This is a genomic window from Paenibacillus aceris, from assembly GCF_017874035.1.
Classification (GTDB): Bacteria; Bacillota; Bacilli; order Paenibacillales; family NBRC-103111; genus Paenibacillus_E; species Paenibacillus_E aceris.
This window is the reverse complement of sequence record NZ_JAGGKV010000015.1, coordinates 1-22,051: the sequence shown is the minus strand read 5'-3', so window position 1 is coordinate 22,051 and position 22,051 is coordinate 1. Positions and strand designations below refer to the sequence as shown.

Annotated in this window: 14 protein-coding genes; 13 read left to right on the top strand and 1 reads right to left on the bottom strand. The window is 45.9% G+C overall.

All coding sequences use genetic code 11. The features are described 5' to 3' along the window. Positions 1-43: 43 nt before the first annotated feature. The 6 genes from J2Z65_RS23420 (at position 44) to J2Z65_RS23400 (ending at position 8,622) form a co-directional block, all read left to right on the top strand. Entirely contained in the window at positions 44-1,630 is a 1,587-nt protein-coding gene (locus tag J2Z65_RS23420; protein ID WP_167065714.1) for an extracellular solute-binding protein, read from the top strand. A gap of 89 nt (positions 1,631-1,719) precedes the next feature. Beyond that, the gene (locus J2Z65_RS35415; RefSeq protein WP_244999168.1) at positions 1,720-2,484 is read left to right on the top strand and encodes a PDC sensor domain-containing protein; all 765 of its coding nucleotides are present in this window, start codon (positions 1,720-1,722) and stop codon (positions 2,482-2,484) included. Beyond that, positions 2,481-3,458 carry a sensor histidine kinase gene (locus tag J2Z65_RS35410; protein WP_240159971.1) on the top strand — a complete coding sequence of 326 codons (978 nt, stop codon included), beginning with the start codon at positions 2,481-2,483 and terminating at the stop codon, positions 3,456-3,458. The genes J2Z65_RS35415 and J2Z65_RS35410 overlap by 4 nt, the downstream gene beginning before the upstream one ends. After that, entirely contained in the window at positions 3,455-5,080 is a 1,626-nt protein-coding gene (locus tag J2Z65_RS23410; RefSeq protein WP_244999167.1) for a response regulator, read from the top strand. Before J2Z65_RS35410 ends, J2Z65_RS23410 begins: the two co-directional genes overlap by 4 nt. Before the next feature lie 100 nt (positions 5,081-5,180). Continuing rightward, positions 5,181-7,406: an FAD-dependent oxidoreductase gene (locus J2Z65_RS23405; protein WP_244999166.1), complete on the top strand. Its 2,226-nt coding sequence runs from the start codon at positions 5,181-5,183 to the stop codon at positions 7,404-7,406. 7 nt (positions 7,407-7,413) lie between these two features. After that, positions 7,414-8,622 carry an SGNH/GDSL hydrolase family protein gene (locus tag J2Z65_RS23400; RefSeq protein ID WP_167065720.1) on the top strand — a complete coding sequence of 403 codons (1,209 nt, stop codon included), beginning with the start codon at positions 7,414-7,416 and terminating at the stop codon, positions 8,620-8,622. Between the two features lie 556 nt (positions 8,623-9,178). On the opposite strand, the gene J2Z65_RS23395 is transcribed toward J2Z65_RS23400, so the two are convergent. Next, positions 9,179-10,399 carry an MFS transporter gene (locus tag J2Z65_RS23395; protein ID WP_205301071.1) on the bottom strand — a complete coding sequence of 407 codons (1,221 nt, stop codon included), beginning with the start codon at positions 10,397-10,399 and terminating at the stop codon, positions 9,179-9,181. Positions 10,400-10,774: 375 nt separating this feature from the next. Here J2Z65_RS23395 and J2Z65_RS23390 point away from each other — a divergent pair, with 375 nt between their 5' ends. The 7 genes from J2Z65_RS23390 to J2Z65_RS23360 all read left to right on the top strand — a co-directional run bounded on the left by J2Z65_RS23390 (position 10,775) and on the right by J2Z65_RS23360 (position 21,783). Beyond that, on the top strand, positions 10,775-11,530 hold the full coding sequence (locus tag J2Z65_RS23390) for a YheC/YheD family protein (protein WP_193581105.1): 756 nt from the start codon (positions 10,775-10,777) through the stop codon (positions 11,528-11,530). Positions 11,531-11,805: 275 nt separating this feature from the next. Continuing rightward, positions 11,806-12,198 (top strand): hypothetical protein, encoded by a 393-nt coding sequence (locus J2Z65_RS23385; RefSeq protein WP_167065723.1) that lies wholly within the window; start codon positions 11,806-11,808, stop codon positions 12,196-12,198. Positions 12,199-12,509: 311 nt separating this feature from the next. Continuing rightward, positions 12,510-12,827: a rhamnogalacturonan endolyase family protein gene (locus J2Z65_RS23380; RefSeq protein ID WP_240159974.1), complete on the top strand. Its 318-nt coding sequence runs from the start codon at positions 12,510-12,512 to the stop codon at positions 12,825-12,827. Between the two features lie 456 nt (positions 12,828-13,283). Beyond that, positions 13,284-17,114 carry a polysaccharide lyase family protein gene (locus tag J2Z65_RS23375; protein ID WP_167065729.1) on the top strand — a complete coding sequence of 1,277 codons (3,831 nt, stop codon included), beginning with the start codon at positions 13,284-13,286 and terminating at the stop codon, positions 17,112-17,114. A gap of 688 nt (positions 17,115-17,802) precedes the next feature. Next, positions 17,803-19,650 carry an S-layer homology domain-containing protein gene (locus J2Z65_RS23370; RefSeq protein ID WP_167065732.1) on the top strand — a complete coding sequence of 616 codons (1,848 nt, stop codon included), beginning with the start codon at positions 17,803-17,805 and terminating at the stop codon, positions 19,648-19,650. Positions 19,651-19,766: 116 nt separating this feature from the next. Then, on the top strand, positions 19,767-19,937 hold the full coding sequence (locus tag J2Z65_RS23365) for a hypothetical protein (protein WP_167065735.1): 171 nt from the start codon (positions 19,767-19,769) through the stop codon (positions 19,935-19,937). A 478-nt stretch (positions 19,938-20,415) separates the two neighbouring features. Beyond that, positions 20,416-21,783: an eCIS core domain-containing protein gene (locus tag J2Z65_RS23360; RefSeq protein ID WP_193581106.1), complete on the top strand. Its 1,368-nt coding sequence runs from the start codon at positions 20,416-20,418 to the stop codon at positions 21,781-21,783. Positions 21,784-22,051: the final 268 nt, after the last annotated feature.

Below are 22,051 nucleotides of genomic sequence, written 5' to 3'. Positions count from 1 at the left end.
GGACACCGTGATAATATATATACATGCAAAAGGAGAGGTCAATATGCAACGTAAAAAGATTTCATTTACTGTTCTGGCTGCTATAGTAGGGCTGGGAACGCTATTGTCAGGATGTGGGGACGCAGAAGAAGTTAAACCGAAAGCTTCGAGCAGCCCTCAATCCGAGGCTAACAAGTTTGCGAACAAAATGAAAATCTCGATGTTTAACCAAGGTACTTTCAATGCTGCCGCTCCGATACCTCCACGTGATGAAGATATTCAACGCCAAATGTTGGAAAAGGCAATGAACATCGACTTGGATATGATGATTCCTCAAGCTGGGCAAGCAACAACCAAACTGAACACGCTCATTGCAGGCGGGGATATTCCAGATTTGCTCTTCTTGAAAAGTCGGGCCGATCTCGCGCAATATTATGATCAAGGTGTTCTTGCGGATTTGACGCCTTACTTGGATCAATTTCCTGAGTTGCAGAAGCGTTTCGGTAAAGACTCTTGGGATGCGACGTCATATCTGGGAAAAACCATTGGCGTTCCGGGTTATGATAATGTAAACGGGATCAGTCGAAGCTTCTTTATCCGCAACGATTGGCTGAAAAAGCTGAATATGAAAGTGCCGACAACTCCTGATGAGCTGTTCGAAGTAATGAAAGCCTTTACAGAGAAAGACCCGGACGGAAACGGCAAAAACGATACGTACGGATTCATAGGCGGTATGAATAAAGAAGGCAATCTACAAACCTACGGCTTCGATAGCCTGATGTGGATGTTCGGCGTTAATCCGCCTTCAGCCATTGAAGTGAAAGACAATAAACCGGTATTCCTTTTTATCGATCCCAAAATGAAAGAGGCGCTCGCTTACATCAATAAAATGATGACAGCGAAAGTTGTCGACCCCGACTGGGTGACGATGAATACACCAGATTTGTTAGACCAAAAGTTATTTAAAGGTAAAGTTGGCTTCATGATTAGAGATGCCCGCAGATTGGAACCAGATTATCAGCAGAAGATGAAAGAAATCGGCGGAGAGATTCCGGAATGGATCGTCATTCCTCCAATGAAAGGGCCTTACGGTGATCAAATCGTGGAGAGAAAATCGTTCCAAGGCAATTCATGGGCCATTTCCAAGAAAGCGGACAAGGAAAAAATCATTCGGATCTTGTCTATGCTGGAATATCTCTTTACGGACAAAGAAGCCTATCCGAATTTTGCATACGGAATTAAAGGGATTCATTGGGATGTCGTAGACGGCAAGATCAAAAATAAAACCTCTGAATTATCCAAGGAAATGAAAGAAAAGTACCTATGGGTCGATCATTATAGAATGCCGCGCCGAGGCGATGATGCCGAGTACTTCAGCTTCCAGAATCCGAAGACGACAGAAGCGTTCACGAACAATCAGCAATATGTAGGTCTTACTTTACCCGGAAATTTATTGACTGCAGACCCTAGCGATACCTTGGCAGCTGACCGCACACGTTTCATTAATGAAAGCTTAGTCAAATTTATGTCGGGCAAAGACCCTCTTACGAACTGGGATCAATTCCTCAAAACATTGGATACCAAGTTTGATATGCAAACATATAAGGATACAGCGGTTAAGCAATTTAAAGAAGCAGGCTTAATCAAGTAAATAAACAAAGAGAGTGGCGATAAATTGCCCCTCTCTTTGTTGTCCTATGCTATTCTTAGTTTAATACAGAATTAAAAGGAAGATGACCGATGCGAAGAAGAATCAGCTTGCCTTTAAAATTATTTTTTATCGTGTTTGCGTTTGTATTAAGCTGCATAATCTTAGTAAGCCAATTGTCCTATCGCTATGTCCAAAAGGAAATAAGAACCAATGACATATATTATACAAATCAAATATTGGATAAAGTTGACCAGTATTTAACGGTTAATTTTTCCTCTTTCCAGACAATTTTGTTCTCGGTCGAAACATCGGTGAAAGCAAACATTAACAATACGGAAGTGATTAAAAAGCAATTAAGAGAGCTGTATGAGCTCAATAGTAATTACGTCAGTAACATTTACTTAATCAAGAGCGATTTATCCATTCTAGGCGGAAGTACGCCCACGCGAATTTTCGATGAACCTTTATCTGACAGAAAACCTTTGTTTGATGCGGTCGACAAGAACAGACGGACTACATTTGTCAGTGATCCTTATAAATCTAAGTATTCCGGCTGGACAGTTACGATGGTTCGATATCTGAACGACTCTCCGTTTCCTATGGCCATTGCAGTAGATTTGGATCTTAATGCCATTGAAGAAACCTTGTTCAAGATTAATAAAAAAGAACAAATGAATCTGGCTCTGATCACCACAACGGGTAAAATTATTGCCGGATTTTCGGAAAATAGAGGACCCCTAATATTCAAGATCATACGTTTTCAATCGGAGAAACGTCGGCGGAACAAATTCTTGATACTACGGGAACGAGCCTTCAACTGCATACCAAGTATGGCATGCCGGTCTCCATTTTGAAGAAATCGACAGAGAAATTCAATTGGTCTATCATCTCGATCAACGATGAATCTCGCTTGGAAGCTGCGTTGTCCAGATTGGAAACCTATTATATTGGGCTTCTGGTTGCCGGTCTTCTATTAAGTCTGTTCATTTCCTTTTTTATTGCCAAATATATAAGGAATCCACTCTATGCGCTCAAAATAAAAATGAAACGGGTGGAGCAAGGCGATCTGACAACGACAATGACGATGAACCGAAATGATGAATTCGGCGACCTTTCCCGAGCCTTCGACCGTATGCTGCAACAAATTGTGGAACTGATTCGGCGAGCAGAGCTTCATAATGAACTTGAGCGGAAGCTGGAGATCCAAGTACTGCAATCGCAAATAAATCCTCATTTTTTGTATAACACGCTTGGATCTATTAGCAATGTTATACGCCTGGGACAAATAGAGAAAGTAGATGTGGTGATCGGATCGCTCATTTCAATATTGGAATACGGGATAGCCGACGCTTCGGAGAAGGTTTCACTACGTCAGGAATTGCTAAATGTAGCGGACTATATCGCAATTCAGAACATCCGTTATAACAGGCACTTCCACTTGATTGAGAATATCGAAGATGGATTAATGGATTTCCCCGTATTTCGAATGCTTCTGCAGCCCATTGTGGAGAATAGTATCTTCCATGGCTATAACGGAGGGGGAATCGAAGGTTCGATTACTATTCAAGCATACGAGCAGGGCGGTATCGTCATGATAGAAGTCGTTGATCAAGGCGAGGGAATTCCAACGGATCGAATAAAGCATATTTTAGATTCAGAACCGAGTGATCTAGAGCTAAAAAGGAAAAGAATTGGGTTAAACAATATTCATGGTCGAATAAGACTTCACTACGGAGCACAGTTTGGGCTGCAAATCATTAGCATTCCGAATGAAATAACCCGTGTCCGCGCAATATTCCCAGCAGGTATGTTTAAAGGAGATGTATGATGGTGAGAGACTACACCTGCTTCATTGTTGATGATGAAGATTTAATCATCCAAAGATTGGAACTGTTTTTTAGCGAGCTCTCCCATAAGGAAGGGCGATTCCATTTGGTAGGCAAAGCGAATAATGGGCAGAAGGGGATCGAGGAGATCTTACGGCTTAAGCCGGATATCGTAATAACCGATATCGTTATGCCGCGAATGGATGGAATTTCCATGATTGAGCAGTTAAAGCCGGAGCTGCCCCATACCCAATACATTCTTTTGACTGCCTATTCGTCTTTTGAGTACGCGCAAAGAGCTATTCATGCCAACGTATTGGAGTACATTGTTAAGGTTCCGCTCAGGGAAGCGGATTTGGAGCGAGCTTTGGATAAGGCAGCCGGAATTTGGGATGAGGTTAAGAAAAAAGAAGAGGAATTTCAATCTTTAAACGTATCCGTTCTTGAAAATAAATATAGAGTTCGTAAGCAATTTTTTAACGAGCTGATCAGAGGCGAAATCCCTTCTCATCGGGCATCCGATTTCGCCAATCGCATGCAGTTCCATTTCTTTCAAGCCAACTATTGCTGCTTTATTGTTGAAATGAATCTGTATGAAAGTTTTCGTCATGAATATTCAGCGGTTGACCAAAACATCTTGAAATATGCAATTACAAATGTTATCGAAGAGACGGTGATGAATTGTGGCAGGGGGGTAGCTACGGATCTCTCCGATAATCGTTTTATTGGCTTTCTTTCCTGGGAAAATAATCGCAGTGATATGGATACGGAGTATGCTTGCCAGACTTTGGGGAGTCAGCTTGTCTCCCATTTGCATCAATATTTGAATCAAAGGGTTTCCGTCGCTTTTGGTGGTCCGCATCGAGGCTGGGAATCCATCAAACAAGCTTACGCGGAAGCTCAAAATGTGAGTGAGGATTTCTATTATCATGCAGAGAAAGTAGTCAAAACACCCGCGCATCGGTTCCATTACCGTAATGACAGAAGAGAGGACTTTCAGCAGAAACTTGTTGATTTTCTTGCATGGGTGCCTAGAAAGGTTTCCAAGGAAGAGTTGGAAAAAGAATTTGCTGATTTAAACCAATTTGTCACGGATTATAAAATCCATAAGTCCATCATGGCACCTATGCTTAGAGACTTGTATAGAGACATTACTGTGAAATTTAAATCAGGGAACACATTGACCAAGGATGTAGCAGAGTTTCCCATCGAATTCATGGCATTTCGGGAGCAGCTTGCCTATATTAGTGATTTCACATTCGAATACGTACACGCTGGTCAACTTTTACATCGTGCAGAAATCATGAGTGCCATGCGGTTTATAGAGAAAAACCTGAAACAGCGTTTAACGTTGGAGGCTATTGCCGAGGATGTGAATTTAGCTCCATCGTATTTTAGCAGCTTATTCAAAAAAACAATGAACGAAGGCGTTATCAGCTACATCAACCGTAAAAAAATTCAATTGGCTCTCGAGCTGTTAAATGTTCAGGATTATTCTATATTGGAATTGTGCGAGGAAGTAGGGATTGTAAATGAAGGGTACTTTTGCAAATTATTCAAAGAATATACGGGTGATACACCTAAGCAATATCGGATAAAAATGACTCGGTATGAATCCAAATAAGTTTGCAAAAAAATGTGTGAATTTTTCGCGAAATCATGTAAAAAAACGGGGTTCAAAAGGATTACCATGATAGATGTATCTAATCATGGAGGTTATCACAATGGAGCTTATTAAAGCGGATGTAACCGTCGTAGGCGGAGGAATTGCTGGGCTATGCGCCGCCATTGCTGCAGCACGTCAAGGGCTGCAAGTTTCACTTATTAATGATCGACCGGTTCTTGGGGGGAATGCCAGCAGCGAGGTCAGGGTTCATATCAACGGGTCGGCCTATCTTGGAAATAGTCCATCCTATTATGCGCGTGAGGGCGGGTTGGTGGAAGAACTCAAGATGAAGATTTTCCACTATAATCCGTTATATAACAAGAAGCTTATGCTTTCGCTTTCGGATACGGTCCTGTTGGATATGGTCTATGATGAGCCTAACATTTCTCTATTTTTGAATACATGCGTGCATGAAACGGGAATGGAGAACGGTAGAATTAAATGGGTGGAAGGTATTCAATTGGCTTCCGAAAGGAAATTCCGTTTTGAAAGCCGAACTTACATCGATTGCTCCGGAGACGGGGTTGTCGGATATCAGGCAGGTGCGCTCTTCCGATGGGGGAGAGAAGCGAGGCATGAATACAAGGAAGACTTGGCTCCCGAAGTGGCGGATCATTACACCATGGGAGATACGATCCTGTTTCAAGCCCGTGACGTCGAATATTCTGTTCCGTACAAGCGGCCTGGCTTTGCGTATGATATTACGAAGTTGGACTTTTTCGATAGTATCAGAAAAGGCTTGAACCATCGGGCTTTTCCTAGAAAAATCAACGGGCTCGGCGGATTGTGGTGGCTGGAATACGGCGGACATATGGATGTTATCAAAAACAATGAAGACATCGCATTGGAGCTGCGGAAATTGGTTTATGGGATTTGGGATTATATCAAAAATAGCGGCGAATTTGATGATGTGGACAATCTCATCTTGGATTATGTCTGCCCGATTCCGGGAAAGCGGGAGTCGAGGCGGTTTATAGGGGATCACATGTTGTCTCAGAACGATCTTACAGCAAAGCCGCATTTCGAAGATGCTGTATCCGTTGGAGGATGGTATATGGATTTGCATGCTGCTAAGGGCATCTACGATGAGGGACCGGCTACAGCATGGAATTTCGTACCTGGCTTGTATAATATTCCGTTCCGCAGTTTATTTTCTCAAAATATTCCTAATCTCATGTTCGCTGGTCGCAATATAAGTGCTACCCATGTTGCTTTCGGATCTACAAGGGTAATGGCAACCTGTGGTTGTATGGGGCAGGCCGTTGGTACGGCTGCTTCATTATGTTTGAAATATGAGGTAGACCCCGCAGCCATAGTCGAGGCTCATATGGGGGAGCTGCAGGCGCTGCTGCTTCGAGACGGACAAACGATTGTAGGGCTTCATGAGGAATTGGATCCTTACTTCGCTGACGGATTAAATATTCGTGCCTCGTCTCAGCGCAGCTATGACAATCTTCATCCTACCGAAGCGATTCCCTTGGAGAAAGGGTTATGTTTGGTCTTGCCGATTCAGACATCCATGGCGGAAAGCGTACAGATCAAAATTAAAAATATTTCCGAGCTTTCGGAAACTCTGCATGTGAAGCTGTTTGGCGGGGAACGGAAGGAAAATTACATTCCTTCGTGTGAGTTGAAAGACTACCGATTGGCTATTGCAGCTGGACATGATGACTGGATTACGCTGGACTTGGGCTGCGAGAAGCCAGCGGACGACAAAATCTACATCGTGCTAGAAGGTATGGCTAGGTTAGCCGTTTATGTCAACGAAGAGAAGATTACAGGCGCGGTTAGTTTCCATTATAGGCCGGAAGTGCCGTCCAGGCTGAAGAAATTCAATAAGAGCATTTGCTTTAAGGACTTTCTGCCATCCCAGCATATGTATAATCCCGAGAATGTCGTCAACGGCTACTCCAGGCCCTATGGTCTGCCGAACGGATGGATTTCCGAATGTACGGAAGGACAGGAATGGTTGGAATTCTCTTTTGCAAGCCCCAAAAATTTGGACGAAATCCATCTTGTTTTCAATTCGCAGTTGGATTTGGAGCATTTCGACGATCCTATCGAGTCCCTTATCCAAGATTATGATGTGACCTTGATCTTAGAAGACGGATCCGAGAGGAAAATCATAACTCGTGGGAATTATCTCACTTTAAATAAACATAAGGTGGATGCGGAGGGTGTAACCCGAATTCGGTTTAATTTCTGCGCAACTTACGGTTCGCCTTATCATGAAGTGTTTGCTGTAAAATTGTTTGCTCCTACAACGATAAGTGAGGTCAGGTGAAGTCGTGATGAATGAATTATTCTCTCGAAGAGGTCTACCTAATGTAATTCATAAGTTGGAAAATGGGGAAACCGTGACAATCGTCTATTTTGGCGGCAGTAATACGCGAGCTGAAGGATACAGGGTCATGACGGCGGATTGGCTTCGCGGGCAATATCCCAAGGCGGATATTCGCTGTGTGAATGCTGGTATTTCTGGAACAGGATCGGATTTGGGCTGCGCCCGTTTGGAGAGGGATGTGCTGCGTCATCAGCCTGATTTAGTGTTTGTTGAATTTGTCGGTAACGATGGCGGAGTGCCCGAGTCCAAGGCGCGTATCGAAGGGATCGTCCGTCAAATTCGCAGTCGAAGCCGGTTTACCGATATCCTGTTTGTTTATACGCTGAAGGAGCGGGATGTGATCGGATTTCAGTCCGGGGATTACCAGAAGGGGGCTCTTATGCAAGAGGAAGTGGCCGATTATTACGGTATTCCTTCGATTCATCTGGGCGTAGCGGTCAGTCGTTTGGTATCGGAGGGAAAGCTCATTTTTACCTCAGCGGCAGATAAGTCGATTCCCGGAGCCATTGTTTTTACGCATGATTCGATCCATCCGACAATTCCCGAAGGACACCAGATTTACACGGATACGATCACCCGGTCGTTTGAGAAAATAAGCGAACTTCAAGGTCACTTGGGAAGAGTCGAACATACCTTGCCTCAGGCCCATTTGGTCCCGGACAATCCTTGGGAGTACGCGACTATGCTGCCGCTGGATGGTCATGCCTATTTATCGGCGGGATGGTCCTACGTGACTCCCGATGATTCAGCTTTGGCCCGAGAGTATGATTGGTTGTTCTCCGGCCTATGGCAAGCGGTCGATCCGGGGGAGGCTATCACGGTGCAGTTCGAAGGCACCCACATCGGGTTGTTCGATATCGGGGGGCCTGATTCCGGCAGATTGAAGGTGACGGTGGATGGCGGGGCCCCCTTCCTTGTCGACCGATTCACACCGCACAACGATCATAATCGGAATCAGTATGTTTTCTTGCCGGAGCTTTCGAATGGGAGCCATACGGTTCGCTTCGAAGTCGATACCGAGAAGACAGACAAAGCGGCCGTGTTTGAGGCATGCGGCAATGAACGAAGTAGGGAACATCTTCGTCAGCATCCGGATTGGTACGATCAAACGGTGATCCAGCTTGGGAAGCTGTTGGTGGTACAGCCGCCATTATAATGGATAAGATCGGCTGTATCCCCTTGGAAGACCTATATCGTATCTGGCTGCAGTTGAGCGGTTAGATACGATGTAGGTTTCTTTTTTTACTTAAAATCTAATAAGAAATTTTTGAAAATTAAAGAAATTTCATGGTTGTGTAACATGCTATGATTTGGACAGGTGTAACGAAGGAATGAGAGGACATAGACCCGTTGAGACATGGGAGTGAAAACCTCCAGGGGCGGCGTGGAGAATTGAGCAGTATATGGAATAATATGGGGTTTAAATCTTCCCCTGTATTTCCTTGCGCCTTCATGTTTGCTCAGGTCTATTATGAGGTCTCCGCTCCTAACTTTCTGTACTTCTGGCAAGGGTGAAATCCTGCGAATAAGCGAGCATTCTTGAGAAAACTATATCGTACCGAGGGAGTTCAATAAAGAAGGAGCAGATCGCCGCGGCCGGCAGCTGTTCCTTTTTCGTTAGAAGGGGCCAATCCTCGCTTTTGAATGATTGACTCCTCTTCATAAAACGAAAAAAATTGCTGAGTAATTTGGATAATGACAGATTGAAGCATTTAAGACTGTTCGGATAGGGTCCGCATTTTTCGAAGTGATGGGAACAGAAACATCCAGAGCCCAGCAATTGCAATCGTACCGATACCACCGATGAAGGCTGCCGGAACTGCTCCAATAAATCCGGCTAATGTACCCGACTCAAACTCTCCCAACTGATTAGAAGTACCAATAAAGAGGGAGTTAACGGCATTGACCCGCCCCCGCATCTCATCCGGAGTTTGCAGTTGTACGAGGGATGACCGAATGATGACGCTAATCACATCTGAAACACCAATGAGGAATAATGCCACAAGGGAAATGAATAAATTGGTCGAAACGGCGAAAAGCATAGTTGCCAATCCAAAGACGGCAAGGGCTGCAAACAGAATGTAGCCAACAGCTTTCTTCAGCGGATAATAGACCAAGACAATTGACATTAACAAGGCACCAACGGCTGGTGAGGTACGCATTAATCCTAGTCCCCATGGTCCCGTATGAAGAACATCCTGGGCAAAAATCGGCAGTAGAGCGGTGGCACCACCCAACAGTACAGCAAAAAGGTCAAGTGATATCGTCCCAAGGATTATCGGTTTGCTGTAAACGAACATAATGCCAGAGAACAGGGAACGTAGGGAAACCGGCTCGGACTTGCGCACTATAGGCCTTGAATGGATGAAAAAGGTTAGGATACCGGCTGTTAGAAGGGCAAGTGAGGCAGTAGTATAAACTAAAGTAGGACCTGCCCAATATAGTAATCCCCCCATGGAGGGGCCAAGTATCTGGGATAATTGGCCGACCGAGGTGTTCCAGGATATAGCCTGCTGAAGGAATTCCTTTGGTACTAATTGAGGCAACAGAGCTGAGGAGGAAGGGCCTTCGAATGCACGGCAGGCTCCTAGAACGGCAGCCATTAGTAGGATTTGATTCTGACCTAACGAATCCGTAAGACTACCGGACAAAAGCAATAAGGCCATACCGGCCTCTACGATCTGGCATAGAAAGATTATATATCGCCGATCATAGCGGTCTGCGAAATGCCCCACGACCAATGTAAGTAGTACCATTGGGAGAAATTGGGCTAGGCCAACAAGACCGAGACTGAAAGCGTCGTGGGTCAATTCATACATTTGCCAACCGATAGCTACGGAAAGCATCTGGAAGGAAATCGAGGATAACATTCGGGATACCCAATAGTTCTTATAATATGGAATTTGATGAATTGAACTACTTGATGAGATCAAGTGTATGACACATCCTTTCAAATACTAACTCATAAAGTGTATTATATGCCTTACTCAAAAAAGAAGTCTATAAGCATATTGCTTTGACGATAGAATAGTTTGGTTACGGTAAGGACCTTATCAATCGATTATTACAGTAAAGTTTTGCACTCGTTTCTTGTATCTAGTTAAGAGACTTGCTGTCGCGTGACAAGAACTTGGTTAGATTAAAAGTCGCATGTGATACGGCTTTTCATTTTATGTCCTCTGGTTCAGAGTAATAAAAATAAGATGAGATTTTCAATGGGAGTCCATGTCATTGGGAACGGCTTAGGCAGATGCTGTGACAAGCACCTATTTCCATGCGTATGTTGAGAATAAGGGAGGTTGAGGCAGTTGAAATATGCGAGCATGTCTTTCAAGAGCAAATGGCAAAAGACCAAATGGCTGCTAAAGCTTCGGAGATTGCGAAGGCATATCCCCCGAACTGTGCCGTTTAACAGAAAAAATTTGCGGATGATGCTATCCGCTTATCCGACTGTTTATTTTAAGCCTACGGGAGGTACTGGTGGGTTTGGCATCATCCGTATCAAGAGAATGGCGAAAGGGTACCAAACAAAACTCAATACCGTTAAATCGCCAAGTCCGACACAAGGTCATTTATACAAGAAACTGTCCCGGTTCTCAGAAAGGAAATCGTATCTGCTTCAGCAGGGGATCCAACTTGCCAAAACGAAAGGCAAACCGTTCGATATCCGAGTCATGGTTCAGAAGACGAATGAAGGAAAATGGATAAGCACGGCGATTTGTACCAAAATAGGCAAGCCGGATATGGTTGCCACGAATTATCACCAAGGAGGTAGGCTCGGTTATCTTCCCCAAACGCTGGAGGGAGCAGGGTACAAGCACGCTTCGATCCTTCGTAAGGAAGCTGCATTGAGGCGGCTCGGCGTTGCTGTCGGAAAGAGCTTTGATCTTTATCGAAGAGGCTTTAGAGAACTGGGGCTGGATGTGGCTCTCGACACCGAGGGGGAGCTATGGATTCTGGAAGTGAATACGAGGCCGGCAATTTATCCATGGAAGCACTTGAAGGGCAAAATGCTGTATCGTCGCATCATGTCCGCTGCCAGGCAATACGGCAGAGTCAAGTAGTTTTAGGCTATAAGAAATACGGCGGTTGTCGGGGGACAAGAACTTTCATAGATATGAACATGATTGGAAGAAATTACTGTTACCGTACACGTTGAACATAGAAGAAAACAGTGATAGCAATAGCAGCAGATTATTGGCCGAAAAGCAGTCTGGCTAGACACGTCACTGATGGCAGCCTGTTGAAGTAATAGGCAGATTCTGCAACAGAAAAGTCCAATCGGGTGGGGGAGCGACCGAATATCCTTTAGGAAAAATAACGAAAGGATGATATGACTATGAGCAGAAACATTTCCGGCTGCCCGCTGCCAAGGCCGATCACTCTGACAGCTCGACTCGCCCCGTTCGTTGGCAAGATCGTTACAGTCGTTACGCCCGGTTTAATCCGGACAACAGGGGTGTTATCAAACAACTCAGCGAGTGGTTTCACAGTGGGGGCCTTGCGGGTGCCGTTTGCAACATCGTTCTATATCTTGCTGCCTGTACGGGGGAGGCCGCTCCTGCCGTTCAATGTGAATGCGAGGGCTGAGGATCTGGGCGAAATCGGAGGACAGCTTGTGCAAGTCGGCCGCAATTTCGTAGAATTAATACAGTCAAGCGGCAGTGTGTCCACGTTGTTTCCGCTGAATTTGTTTACAGAGGTCCAATGTGAGCCTATGGGAGATGAGTAAGCGGAGTGAAAGGTAAATATTTCCTTTCGCTATAATTGCAGGAAGCGTTGGGACTTAAACGCTCTTGTAATCTACATGCACATGATTGACGAACATCGGAAAGGCGTATGAGGGAAAACCTCATGTGCGGTTTGATGAGGAGGGGCAGAGTTATCTGCCCTTTACTCTAGTCTTGGCGGATACCTCTGATTTTTAAACAAAAAGGTATGATTTTTAAACTAGCTTTATATCGATACATAACGTATCGTTAAGTGGAGATGTATTATCCATTAGTTACATTATTGAATCAGAGGAGGAGGAAGCTTTGGAAAATGGCGGCCAAGGTCGGGATGTCTTCGATCGTCGCGCTTTCCGGTTTTTCTGTGGTTGGCGCGGAGCAATCCCACGCTATGGAGGCGAAGTCGGTCCACTATCGCTTTATGGATAAGCTGAACCGGGCACCTGTGGCGGTTAAGACCAGCGATGGCGTGTATGTTGGATGGCGACTGCTGGGGACCGATTCGCCCGATATCGGGTTTAACCTGTATCGAGATGGTGTAAAACTCAACACTGTACCGATTATACAGAGTACAAACTATCTGGACTCGAATGGGGCGGTTGACTCGGTCTACGAAATCAAGCCCGTGTAGACGGGGTTGAACTGCAGGATTCAACTATTGTAATTGCGACCATCCTCGACCGTCTACTGCATGCGATAGCGGTCTACATGAAAAGCGGCGGCATGCTCTGTCAGCAAAGATTTGCAAGGGTTGAAGAGTTCAAAAAAAATGGAAGATGACCTTCAATGAGTATCGGGAAATAACGGAACCAGGGCTTGGAGATACAACGATTGTTGACTATTAGCGGATATTGTAAGCGTTTACATTACGTAGATCCACGCCAACTAATTAAACTCGCGGGATTCAATTTAAGTGCTTGACCTTTCTTCATGGCAAGACAGTAGCGGCTCACAAGGAACAACATGATAAATCTCCAGGTATTTAAAGGACGCGGAGTACCTGCTTCCGTTTTAATGTGTCTGTAAACCCTCATTTCGCTGAGCTGAGAGATCTGGCAGTATACTAAAATTTTAGGAGGATAAAAATATGGTTAAGTTGAGGCTGTCTTTCGCGCTATTATTGGCGTTTGTATTGACATTTGCCCTCGTCCAGTTTTCGGCATTGGCGGCAAATGGAGAGACTGAGGAAACGTTTGCGACTGAATTGAATAATGATGTTGTGCTGAATAAAAGTCCCGGCATTGCCAACACGTGGAGGCTAAGCAACGGCACATTATCAATGGATATATCGACCACTAACGGACAAATAAGTAATATTAAAATTAACGGAAGTCCATCACTATCGGCACCTAGTTTCCCGTTCACGATGACTAATAACATAGACACCTTTACCGTAACAAAAGTGACGGCTGTTCTCGATACTGCGGACGAGGTACACATAGTTTTGACATATGCATATACTACTGCCACCCAAAGGTTCAAAGCGGAGCGTCATTTTGTCATGCGCAGGGGTGTCAATGGTCTATATGACTATGTAATACTGTCAACACCGGAACAAAGGGGCGGAGCGGCGGAAGTGCGCACGCTGTATGGTTTTAGCCACGATCTCCTTCCCAATGGCTATAATAGCGAAATGAACCAAAAAATACCTATCTGGAAGCCGGTGGTTCAGGATACCACATGGAAGGATCCTAATTCTGACACTATTTACTCCAAATACGACTTTGTGGGTTATCACGCCGAGAATCCTCTTGTAGGCCATTATGGCAACAATTACGGTGCCTGGATGATTAACGCCAGCTCCGAGTACTTCTCCGGCGGGCCGTTAAAACAGGAATTGCTGGTACACGGAGATGATGCACTGATCCTTAATTATTTTACAGGCGGCCACATGGGCGGCGCTAATATGGACCCGCCTAACGGCTGGCAGAAGATTCACGGCCCATGGCTGATTTATTTTAATGATGCTGCCTCCGTCGACGGTGGCGACCTTATAGCCGACGCTAAGAGGCAAGCGGCTGAGGAAAAAGCGAAGTGGCCATATAATTTCGTAACAGATACTGCTAATACTCCGGGACTGTATCCTAAGGCGGACGAGAGAGCAACCGTTACAGGTAAGCTCGAAACTTCCGACGGCAGGGACTTGGGAGGCGCCATGGTGATCCTTTCCGAGCCGGGCGTAGAGGTAATTCGCCAAGTCAATGGATATTACTTCTATACTTACGCCGACGAGAACGGTAATTTCAGTATTCCTAACGTGCGACCAGGGGACTATACATTGTATGTGTTTCCACAGCACGGTTCCATAATTGGTCAGCTTGAGTATGAAGGCGTAAATATTACAGCTTCGGATGGAGGAACAACAAAAGAACTGGGAACCTTAACCTGGTCTCCTACCATAGACAACAACTATCTGTTCCAAATCGGCAAGGCTAGCCATTCCACGGTAGGCTTCCGAGGCAGCGACGAAAAGAGAAACTACTCTCTTATGCGCGACGCTCCAGCGAACTTAACCTATAACGTGAACACCAGCGTAACAAAAGATTGGTATTACGCTCAGACAAAAACCGAAACCGTCGGCTCCAGCCCCAATATTTGGACAGCAACTGCGAACGCTTTTGGAGCATGGCCCGGCACCGGTCCATGGGCCGAAACCGGTGCATGGAAGATTGATTTTAATTCAACTAAAGCATATACGGGTGACGCACACCTGCGTATTGCCTTTGCTGCGGTGTCCAATCAGCCCATACTGGAAATCAAGGTCAACGGGACCGTTGTTAAAGTGCTGAACTACGTCGGCAAAAACGACCAGACCATATATCGCAGCGCAAACCGCAGCGGACGCTACCTCAGCGAGGATATCATTTTTGACGCGAGCTTGCTGGCAATTGGCACAAACACGATAACCATTACGAATAAGTCGAGAGATCTTATTATTGATACGAATCCGCCGCCATTCTACCGCGGTTCGGTAATGTATGATACAATTTTGTTGACCACAGACGAACAGGGCAATATTGATTCGCTTAAGCAACTTGTTAATAGCGGGAAGGGATCGGGCGATATTACAGCTTCCGCTGTTACTGCGCTCCATAACTACCTTGATACTAACGCCGCTAACTTCAGCAGTGCGCTTGCCGGCTTTATATCGCTAATGGATACACAAAACGTAGGAAGCGACTATAAAGAATTGCTGACTATCAGCGCCAGAAATGTGGCGGATGGCTCCGGCGTCAACAAATCAACGCTTAAAGAGTTAGTCTCGACGGCTAATGCATTCGACAAAAGCGATTACAACCGCGAGCACTGGGATGATTTTGCACAGGCTCTGAGCGTAGCTAATGCTGTTATGGCTAATGCTAGCGCCACTCAGAATACAGTTTATGCGGCGAGGAACACTCTGCAGCAGGCTATGGATCATCTCTCCCGTGCCGTACCTCCGGTTGCGGGCTATAAAGGACTTTATTACACCGATTTTGAGGACGGCACCCTGTGGGGATTTGACAGAACGGAACCGGGTCATATCTTCGCGCAAATCGATAATGGCGATATAGCCGGGAACACCAGCAAAAAGTTTCAGCTTTATGCTAACAACGTGATTAACCTTGCCATGAGGAAGACATTACCTAAACCTGTCGATAACGACAAAATGATGGTCGTATTTAACTGGTACCCCGCTCCGCCAAGGAACAATAGTTCTGCCAAAAGCGCCGAACTGCGTATATTGGACAGCAACGGCGACATATTGGTCGCTCTTACAAACAGACACAACACCAATCTGGGTGCCTACGCGCAACTCACTCGGCCAAAAAATAATTACACCAGTGTTAAAAATACTACATTCAGCGATAAACTCGCCTGGTATACTGTAACCGTAGTTGTGGATAAGACGGCTGAGAAGATAACCGTCACCTACAAGAATAAAGCTACAAGTGAAGAGCAATCCTTGGAATTTGTTTACGATCCCGCAAAAAATGACGGCACGATCGCTTCCCTTGACGCAGTCATTCTGAGTGAGGACACTACAGGACAGGTTATGACGACTTACTTGGATTCCATCGCTGTTTATGAAGCGGGGTCTGATACGGCAGCCGCGTCATTAACCGGTCCGGCATCTGTTGTATCAGGTACGTCATTTGATTTAAGCTTCAATATCAGTGCAGTGACCGATAGCGTTTATCGAGAAGTATATGCGCAAGATCTGACGATACAGTTCGATCCCGATGTACTGACATTCGTAAAGGCGAAATCACTGACGGAAGGTTTAAAGGTTATTGAGTCGAAAGAGCTGTCTCCTGGGAATATCAGATTCCTGACAGCTGCTCTTGTTAAAGACCAAGTAACACCGGCCAATGGCAATTTCGTTAGTTTTACATTCGTTGCCAAACCTATCGCTGAACCGGTTAAAGCTGCAGTAGCGGTTGGGAATGTGATCATTGCCAACGGTATGGGTCAGGAATTGCAAATACCGGGATCCTCATTCACATTCGACGTACAGATTGAACCTATCGATATGGCTGCTCTTAAGACACTAATTAGCTCAGCGCAATCCAAGGTTAATGCCGCAGTAGAAGGCAAGGCCGATGGTCAATATGTAGCCGGATCGAAGGCATTACTGCAAACGGTGATCAATCAAGCCCAAGCTGTTGTCGATCAAGTCATGGTAACTCAACAGCAGATCGATCAAGCTGCAACCAACTTAACATTGGCCATTACCGCCTTCGAATCATCCAGAATTTCCGCAGATGTTAACGGTGACGTGAAAATAACCATCGGAGATTTGGCGATTGTGGCAGCCGGGTATGGCAAGAAGTCGACCGACAGTGACTGGAATCAATTTAAAGCCGGTGACGTGAATAAAGACGGTTTAATAGACATCGATGATTTAACAGCAGTTGCGATGAAGATATTGGAGTAATTGCGTAATAGAACGGGGGGGGGAGGAGTCTGCACGATTCCTCTCCTTCTTTGTGCGCTCAGCATGGACGCAATCAATAGGGTGCAAGTTCCGAGTGGTGATGACCGACCGTTTCATCCAATAAGCGATTGCCCAGGTGTTGAATCCAATGTTCGCCCTGGGTTTTCGCCTGCGCCAAGGATCGATAGAGATCTTTTTCGAACCCGCGACCTACCTCTTGAGTGAGTGGAAGAGCTAGCGGTTGATAACGGCTTGGGCGATCTACGGGTTGAAGCTGTGATACCACCATACGGCGCTTGCGCATTACATCCGTCCCGATAGGATCGGTGTATCATATTGTCTTCTTTGATCTGCAGACTAGCATTGACCTCATTTTTACTTTTTGACCGTAGGAGGAAGGTTTGATCATCGCGGGCACGAGCCATTTTCCCGAGGGCAAAAACGTCAATGTACCCCTGATCTACGGCGATTTTTTCTTCGTTGAAGAGCCTACGCGCTGCGAGGCGAACCGGTTATTTTTTTGGCAATAGGGGGAAGTCTCGTTCAATTAATTGCTTGTGGAAAATAATTAGGAAAAATCTCTTGAGAAATTCAATCGCACCCTCTCATAATTACCCACCCTGCCGAATTCATTTGATTGATCATTAGTTATCATGATTCATATTAATGATAAGGGAGAGGGAACGGGATGTTGCATTCGAAAAAGGCAGTCGCAGCAGGACTTGCACTCGTCATGATGCTAGGCAGCGGCACGGCGGCAATGGCAGAAGGCAATAACAAGAACAAAGGCAGACACGATGACGACCGGAAAGATAATAAAAAGATTGAACTGCATTTGACGTTCAACGATTTGAAAAACTCGGAGTGGGCGATGCGTTATATTGCCAGCCTTGCTTCCAAACGGGTGTTTGAAGGCTATGACGATGGCACGTTTAAGCCGCAGAACACGGTATCCCGCATCGAAGCGATCACAGCGGCTGTTCGTTTAATGGGGCTGCGTGATCAGGCGGAATCGCCGGCGAAGATGAGTACGAAGCTGAATTTTAAGGATGCCAACCAAATTCCTGCATGGGCTGTCGGCTACGTTGCCGTCGCTCTGGAGAATGACCTGTTCTCCGAAACTGATGACATGGTCAACCCGCAAAAAGTCAGCGACCGGCTGTGGGCAACAACGCTGCTGGTGAAAGCGCTGAAGCTGGACGCAGATGCCAAAGCCAAGATGAATACGGTGCTGCCGTTTACAGACGCTAAGCAAATTCCTGCAGGATCAGTTGGCTATGTCGCCGTCGCGCGGGAGCGGGGGCTTGTCGATGGCTTTGAAGACAATACATTCAAACCGAACCAGCCGGTAACGCGTGCACAGCTTGCGGCGCTGTTGGATCGCGTCGGTGGGCAGTTGCCGGATCAGGACAATAACACGTTGACAGGCACAGTGAATGCAGCTGTAACAGGAAGCACGCTGAACCTGACACGTTCGGGCAGCACGTATTCGTATGCGCTGCATCCGGAAGTTTTTGTTTACCGGAACGGGGCTAAGGTCAGCGTTTCTGCGATTCAAGTAGGCGACCAAGTGAAAATTAGCCTCTTCAACAATCAGGTTGTGTTCATTGAAGTAACGACTCCGGTGAACTCGAACCCGAACACGGTTCTATATAACGGTACAGTCAGTGTGCCAGTTACTAATAATACATTGACGATTACGAATGGTACGCAGTCTTCTTCGTTGACGCTTGATCCGAATGTTGTCGTGTACAGAGACGGTACAAGAATCACCGCTTACGACCTCAGGGTGGGGGATGTAGTCAGCCTGAGCATTGCGAACAACCAAGTGACCTACATCTCCGTTACGACATCCGCCACACCTGTAACAAGCAGCGGCACTGTCAGCGCGCTCGTGAACGATAACGTACTGCAGCTGATGAAAGCAGGTGTGAACACGACGTATACACTGGATTCCAATGCTGTCATTTACCGCAACGGCGTTCAAGTCAGCCGCTCCGCGCTGCAAATCGGGGACGTGGTGAATATCAGCACATCCAATAACTTGGTCACTTATGTTCAGGTGACACAGATGGCGCAAACGCTTAGCACTAGTGCAACGCTGAACGCTGCGGTTTACAACAATGTGCTGCAAGTGACTTCGACAAGCAGCAGCAGTCCCGGATACTACACGGTTCATCCTGATGTCGTTGTTTATCGCAACGGTGTGCGGGCCACATTGTCCGATCTTCGCGCCGGAGATGTCGTTAACCTTCGCACTTCCAACAATCAAGTCATATACATTGAGGTTACGCGCAACGCAAGCGTTGACCAGTCGTTTGATATTTACGGATATTTGAAAAGCACAACCGTTAACGCACAAGGTGTAATTGCGACGATTACGATCTCCCAAAACGTTAATGGCACTGATCAAAACACGCTCTATAGTGTATCGCCGAGTGTCAGTTTAACTGGGAACTTGGGCTTATTCAGCGAAGGTCATCTCGTTGAATTGATCGGCACGAACAATATCGTCACTTCGATTGTTGTGAAATAAAACAGAGGGGAGGCACGCTGCTGCTGCAGTGTGTCTCTTTTTTATTTGGAATAACTTTGCAGCTTGTATGTAAAAATAAAGATGCGAAATTGGCTGCAGAGGCGGTGAATCCAAATATGACAAGTGAAGATCAAAATCCACCAAAAGGCCACGTTGAATTCCATCAGCCGGCCGTGAAGCTAGTAGCCGACATGCCGGAGGATGGGGAAATACGCGCGCACTTGGACGAAATGAAGGCGAGCGATGGGTATCCCGGCTCCTGTGGGACATGTGAAGAGGAGAAGTGAAGTTTGAGTGCGACCACGTTTGCTGCTATTGGATGCGAACGTGGTTTTTTTTTTGGCGCGTGCATGGGGGAGGGTGGATGCACAGCGGAGGGGCGTGCTCTCTCACGAGAGCGTCTGCAAAGCGGATTTCTCATCAAGAAAGTCATACGAAACAGTCTATTAATATATATTTATTTTCGCTGGACGCTTAAGTGACTTCACATGATTTTGATAATAAGGAATCCTTTTTATAGGAATTGCTATTTTGCTGGCAAAATGCTTCTTTCAGTTCGTCCCTTAATTTGGTCTTCAGGATTAAGATTAAAATTTGAATCAGAAGAACTAAAATGTTGAATGATTGGGGCTCTGCTAGATATATCGCGGCATGTAAAAAAATAAAAACTATAAATATAGTAAAGAAAAGAGGGTTAATTTTAATTAGAGGTCATGTGGTACAATGATATGGGGTGGGAAAATTTGGGTGAAGGGCAGGGGAATTATGAAAGAGCAACTCCCTCGAAAAACTGACTCAGAAACTTCAACAGTGAATCTTCATAACAAAGCTAAAGAGACAGCAGGCTATCCGTCCGTTTTGGAGGGAAGGTCTCTATCCACGGGCCGTGCCCTAATCAGCTTTGGTCAAGCTATTCAATTGCAAAGGCTTATTGGCAACAAAGGGGTAGCCCAGCTCATTCAAAGAAAGATGAATGAAACCGGCATGCCTGACGAGCTGAAATCGGGAGTTGAGCAGTTGTCGGGTCAATCTTTAGACGATGTGAAGGTCCATTATAATTCGGATAAGCCTGCGCAATTACAGGCCCAAGCTTATGCGGAAGGTACGGATATTCATATTGCGCCGGGGCAAGAGCGGAATTTGGCACATGAGGCTTGGCATGTCGTCCAGCAGCGGCAAGGAAGAGTAAAGCCCACCATGCAGATGGGGGGTGCTATGGTCAATGATGATGTCGCATTGGAACAGGAAGCGGATGTAATGGGAGCCAAGGCTGTGAGTAAAGATTCGGCCCTTCAGAGAAAGGTTGCCGAAGCGCCGCCTGCTGCGCATACCGTTGCACAAGAAACTGCGCTTGCATCCGAATCAGCCTTGTATGCCGCAGGACATCTGAAACAGCTTCCAGCTTTTCCAAGGCTAGAGGTCCCATCTGGAGCTGCAACCGGGAAGACGATGCAGCTAAGACATATCCTGCAGGATTTTGGAGCTCCCATCCTCACACATGCCGGCACCGCAGCGGCGCATAAATTGCTATTAGAATCTTACGCCGCAGGTCCTATTGCCACGAGAGGCAACAAAACGATTGCCGAGCTGTTTGCCGACTTCGCCTTCGAGAACCAGTGGGCTCAGTCATTCGATATGGACGCCATTGTGGATACATGGACTCCAGCGTGGAACAATTTTCTTGATGAAATTCGTAAACCCGATCCCGTTTTTGACTTTACTCAGGTGCAAGCTCGTTGGAAAGCTGCCGATAACCAGATTGAACAGGCTTATATAGCTACGAACAATCGAGCCAGACTCGCTCAAAAGAAAGAAATCAGAGAGGGCAATCGGAAGAAGACAGATATTAACCGGATTCTTCGCAATACCGAGGTTCCTGGCATCGATCCCATCATGGCCCAATTGCTGGCAGGTAATGGAGTCCGCTATGAGAACAAAGAAGGTGAACTCCCGAAAAATGCGAACGCGAACTATTATATGAAGCTGGATCTTCCCGATTCAGATCATCCTAATCATCGAGGCGCACGGCGTGTAATTATGGGCTTGAACCATGAGTTTTATTACACAGCGCAGCACTATGAATCCGGCAGCTTCAACATCATTGTCGGCAATGGCGCCACTACACCATACTAAGGCTGGAAAACTCTCGCTAGAGAAAGCACTAATGATTGATATCATCAAAGGCAAAACTAGAATAGAAGATCAATGAGTACAAAAAACAAAATAAGTATACGTTGAACTACCCTGAAAATCTCACATAGCAGAGAACTAAAAATGGCAATACGAAACTAGGCGCAGCTATGACGTTTTTTCAAAAGGCTGCGTTTCATGTATTAATATGAGCGAGGTATTATGAGGCGTTGGGAGCTGAAATTGTTACGGTAAAACCAAGATTCTCTAG

Bases quoted from the DNA above. Each gene is read 5' to 3' on its own strand.
- J2Z65_RS23370 (WP_167065732.1), top strand. From the start codon at position 17,803: ATGTTGCATTCGAAAAAGGCAGTCGCAGCAGGACTTGCACTCGTCATG.
- J2Z65_RS23365 (WP_167065735.1), top strand. From the start codon at position 19,767: ATGACAAGTGAAGATCAAAATCCACCAAAAGGCCACGTTGAATTCCAT.
- J2Z65_RS23375 (WP_167065729.1), top strand. From the start codon at position 13,284: ATGGTTAAGTTGAGGCTGTCTTTCGCGCTATTATTGGCGTTTGTATTG.
- J2Z65_RS23400 (WP_167065720.1), top strand. From the start codon at position 7,414: ATGAATGAATTATTCTCTCGAAGAGGTCTACCTAATGTAATTCATAAG.
- J2Z65_RS35415 (WP_244999168.1), top strand. From the start codon at position 1,720: ATGCGAAGAAGAATCAGCTTGCCTTTAAAATTATTTTTTATCGTGTTT.
- J2Z65_RS23360 (WP_193581106.1), top strand. From the start codon at position 20,416: ATGAAAGAGCAACTCCCTCGAAAAACTGACTCAGAAACTTCAACAGTG.
- J2Z65_RS23380 (WP_240159974.1), top strand. From the start codon at position 12,510: ATGGCGGCCAAGGTCGGGATGTCTTCGATCGTCGCGCTTTCCGGTTTT.
- J2Z65_RS23410 (WP_244999167.1), top strand. From the start codon at position 3,455: ATGATGGTGAGAGACTACACCTGCTTCATTGTTGATGATGAAGATTTA.
- J2Z65_RS23385 (WP_167065723.1), top strand. From the start codon at position 11,806: ATGAGCAGAAACATTTCCGGCTGCCCGCTGCCAAGGCCGATCACTCTG.
- J2Z65_RS23405 (WP_244999166.1), top strand. From the start codon at position 5,181: ATGGAGCTTATTAAAGCGGATGTAACCGTCGTAGGCGGAGGAATTGCT.
- J2Z65_RS23420 (WP_167065714.1), top strand. From the start codon at position 44: ATGCAACGTAAAAAGATTTCATTTACTGTTCTGGCTGCTATAGTAGGG.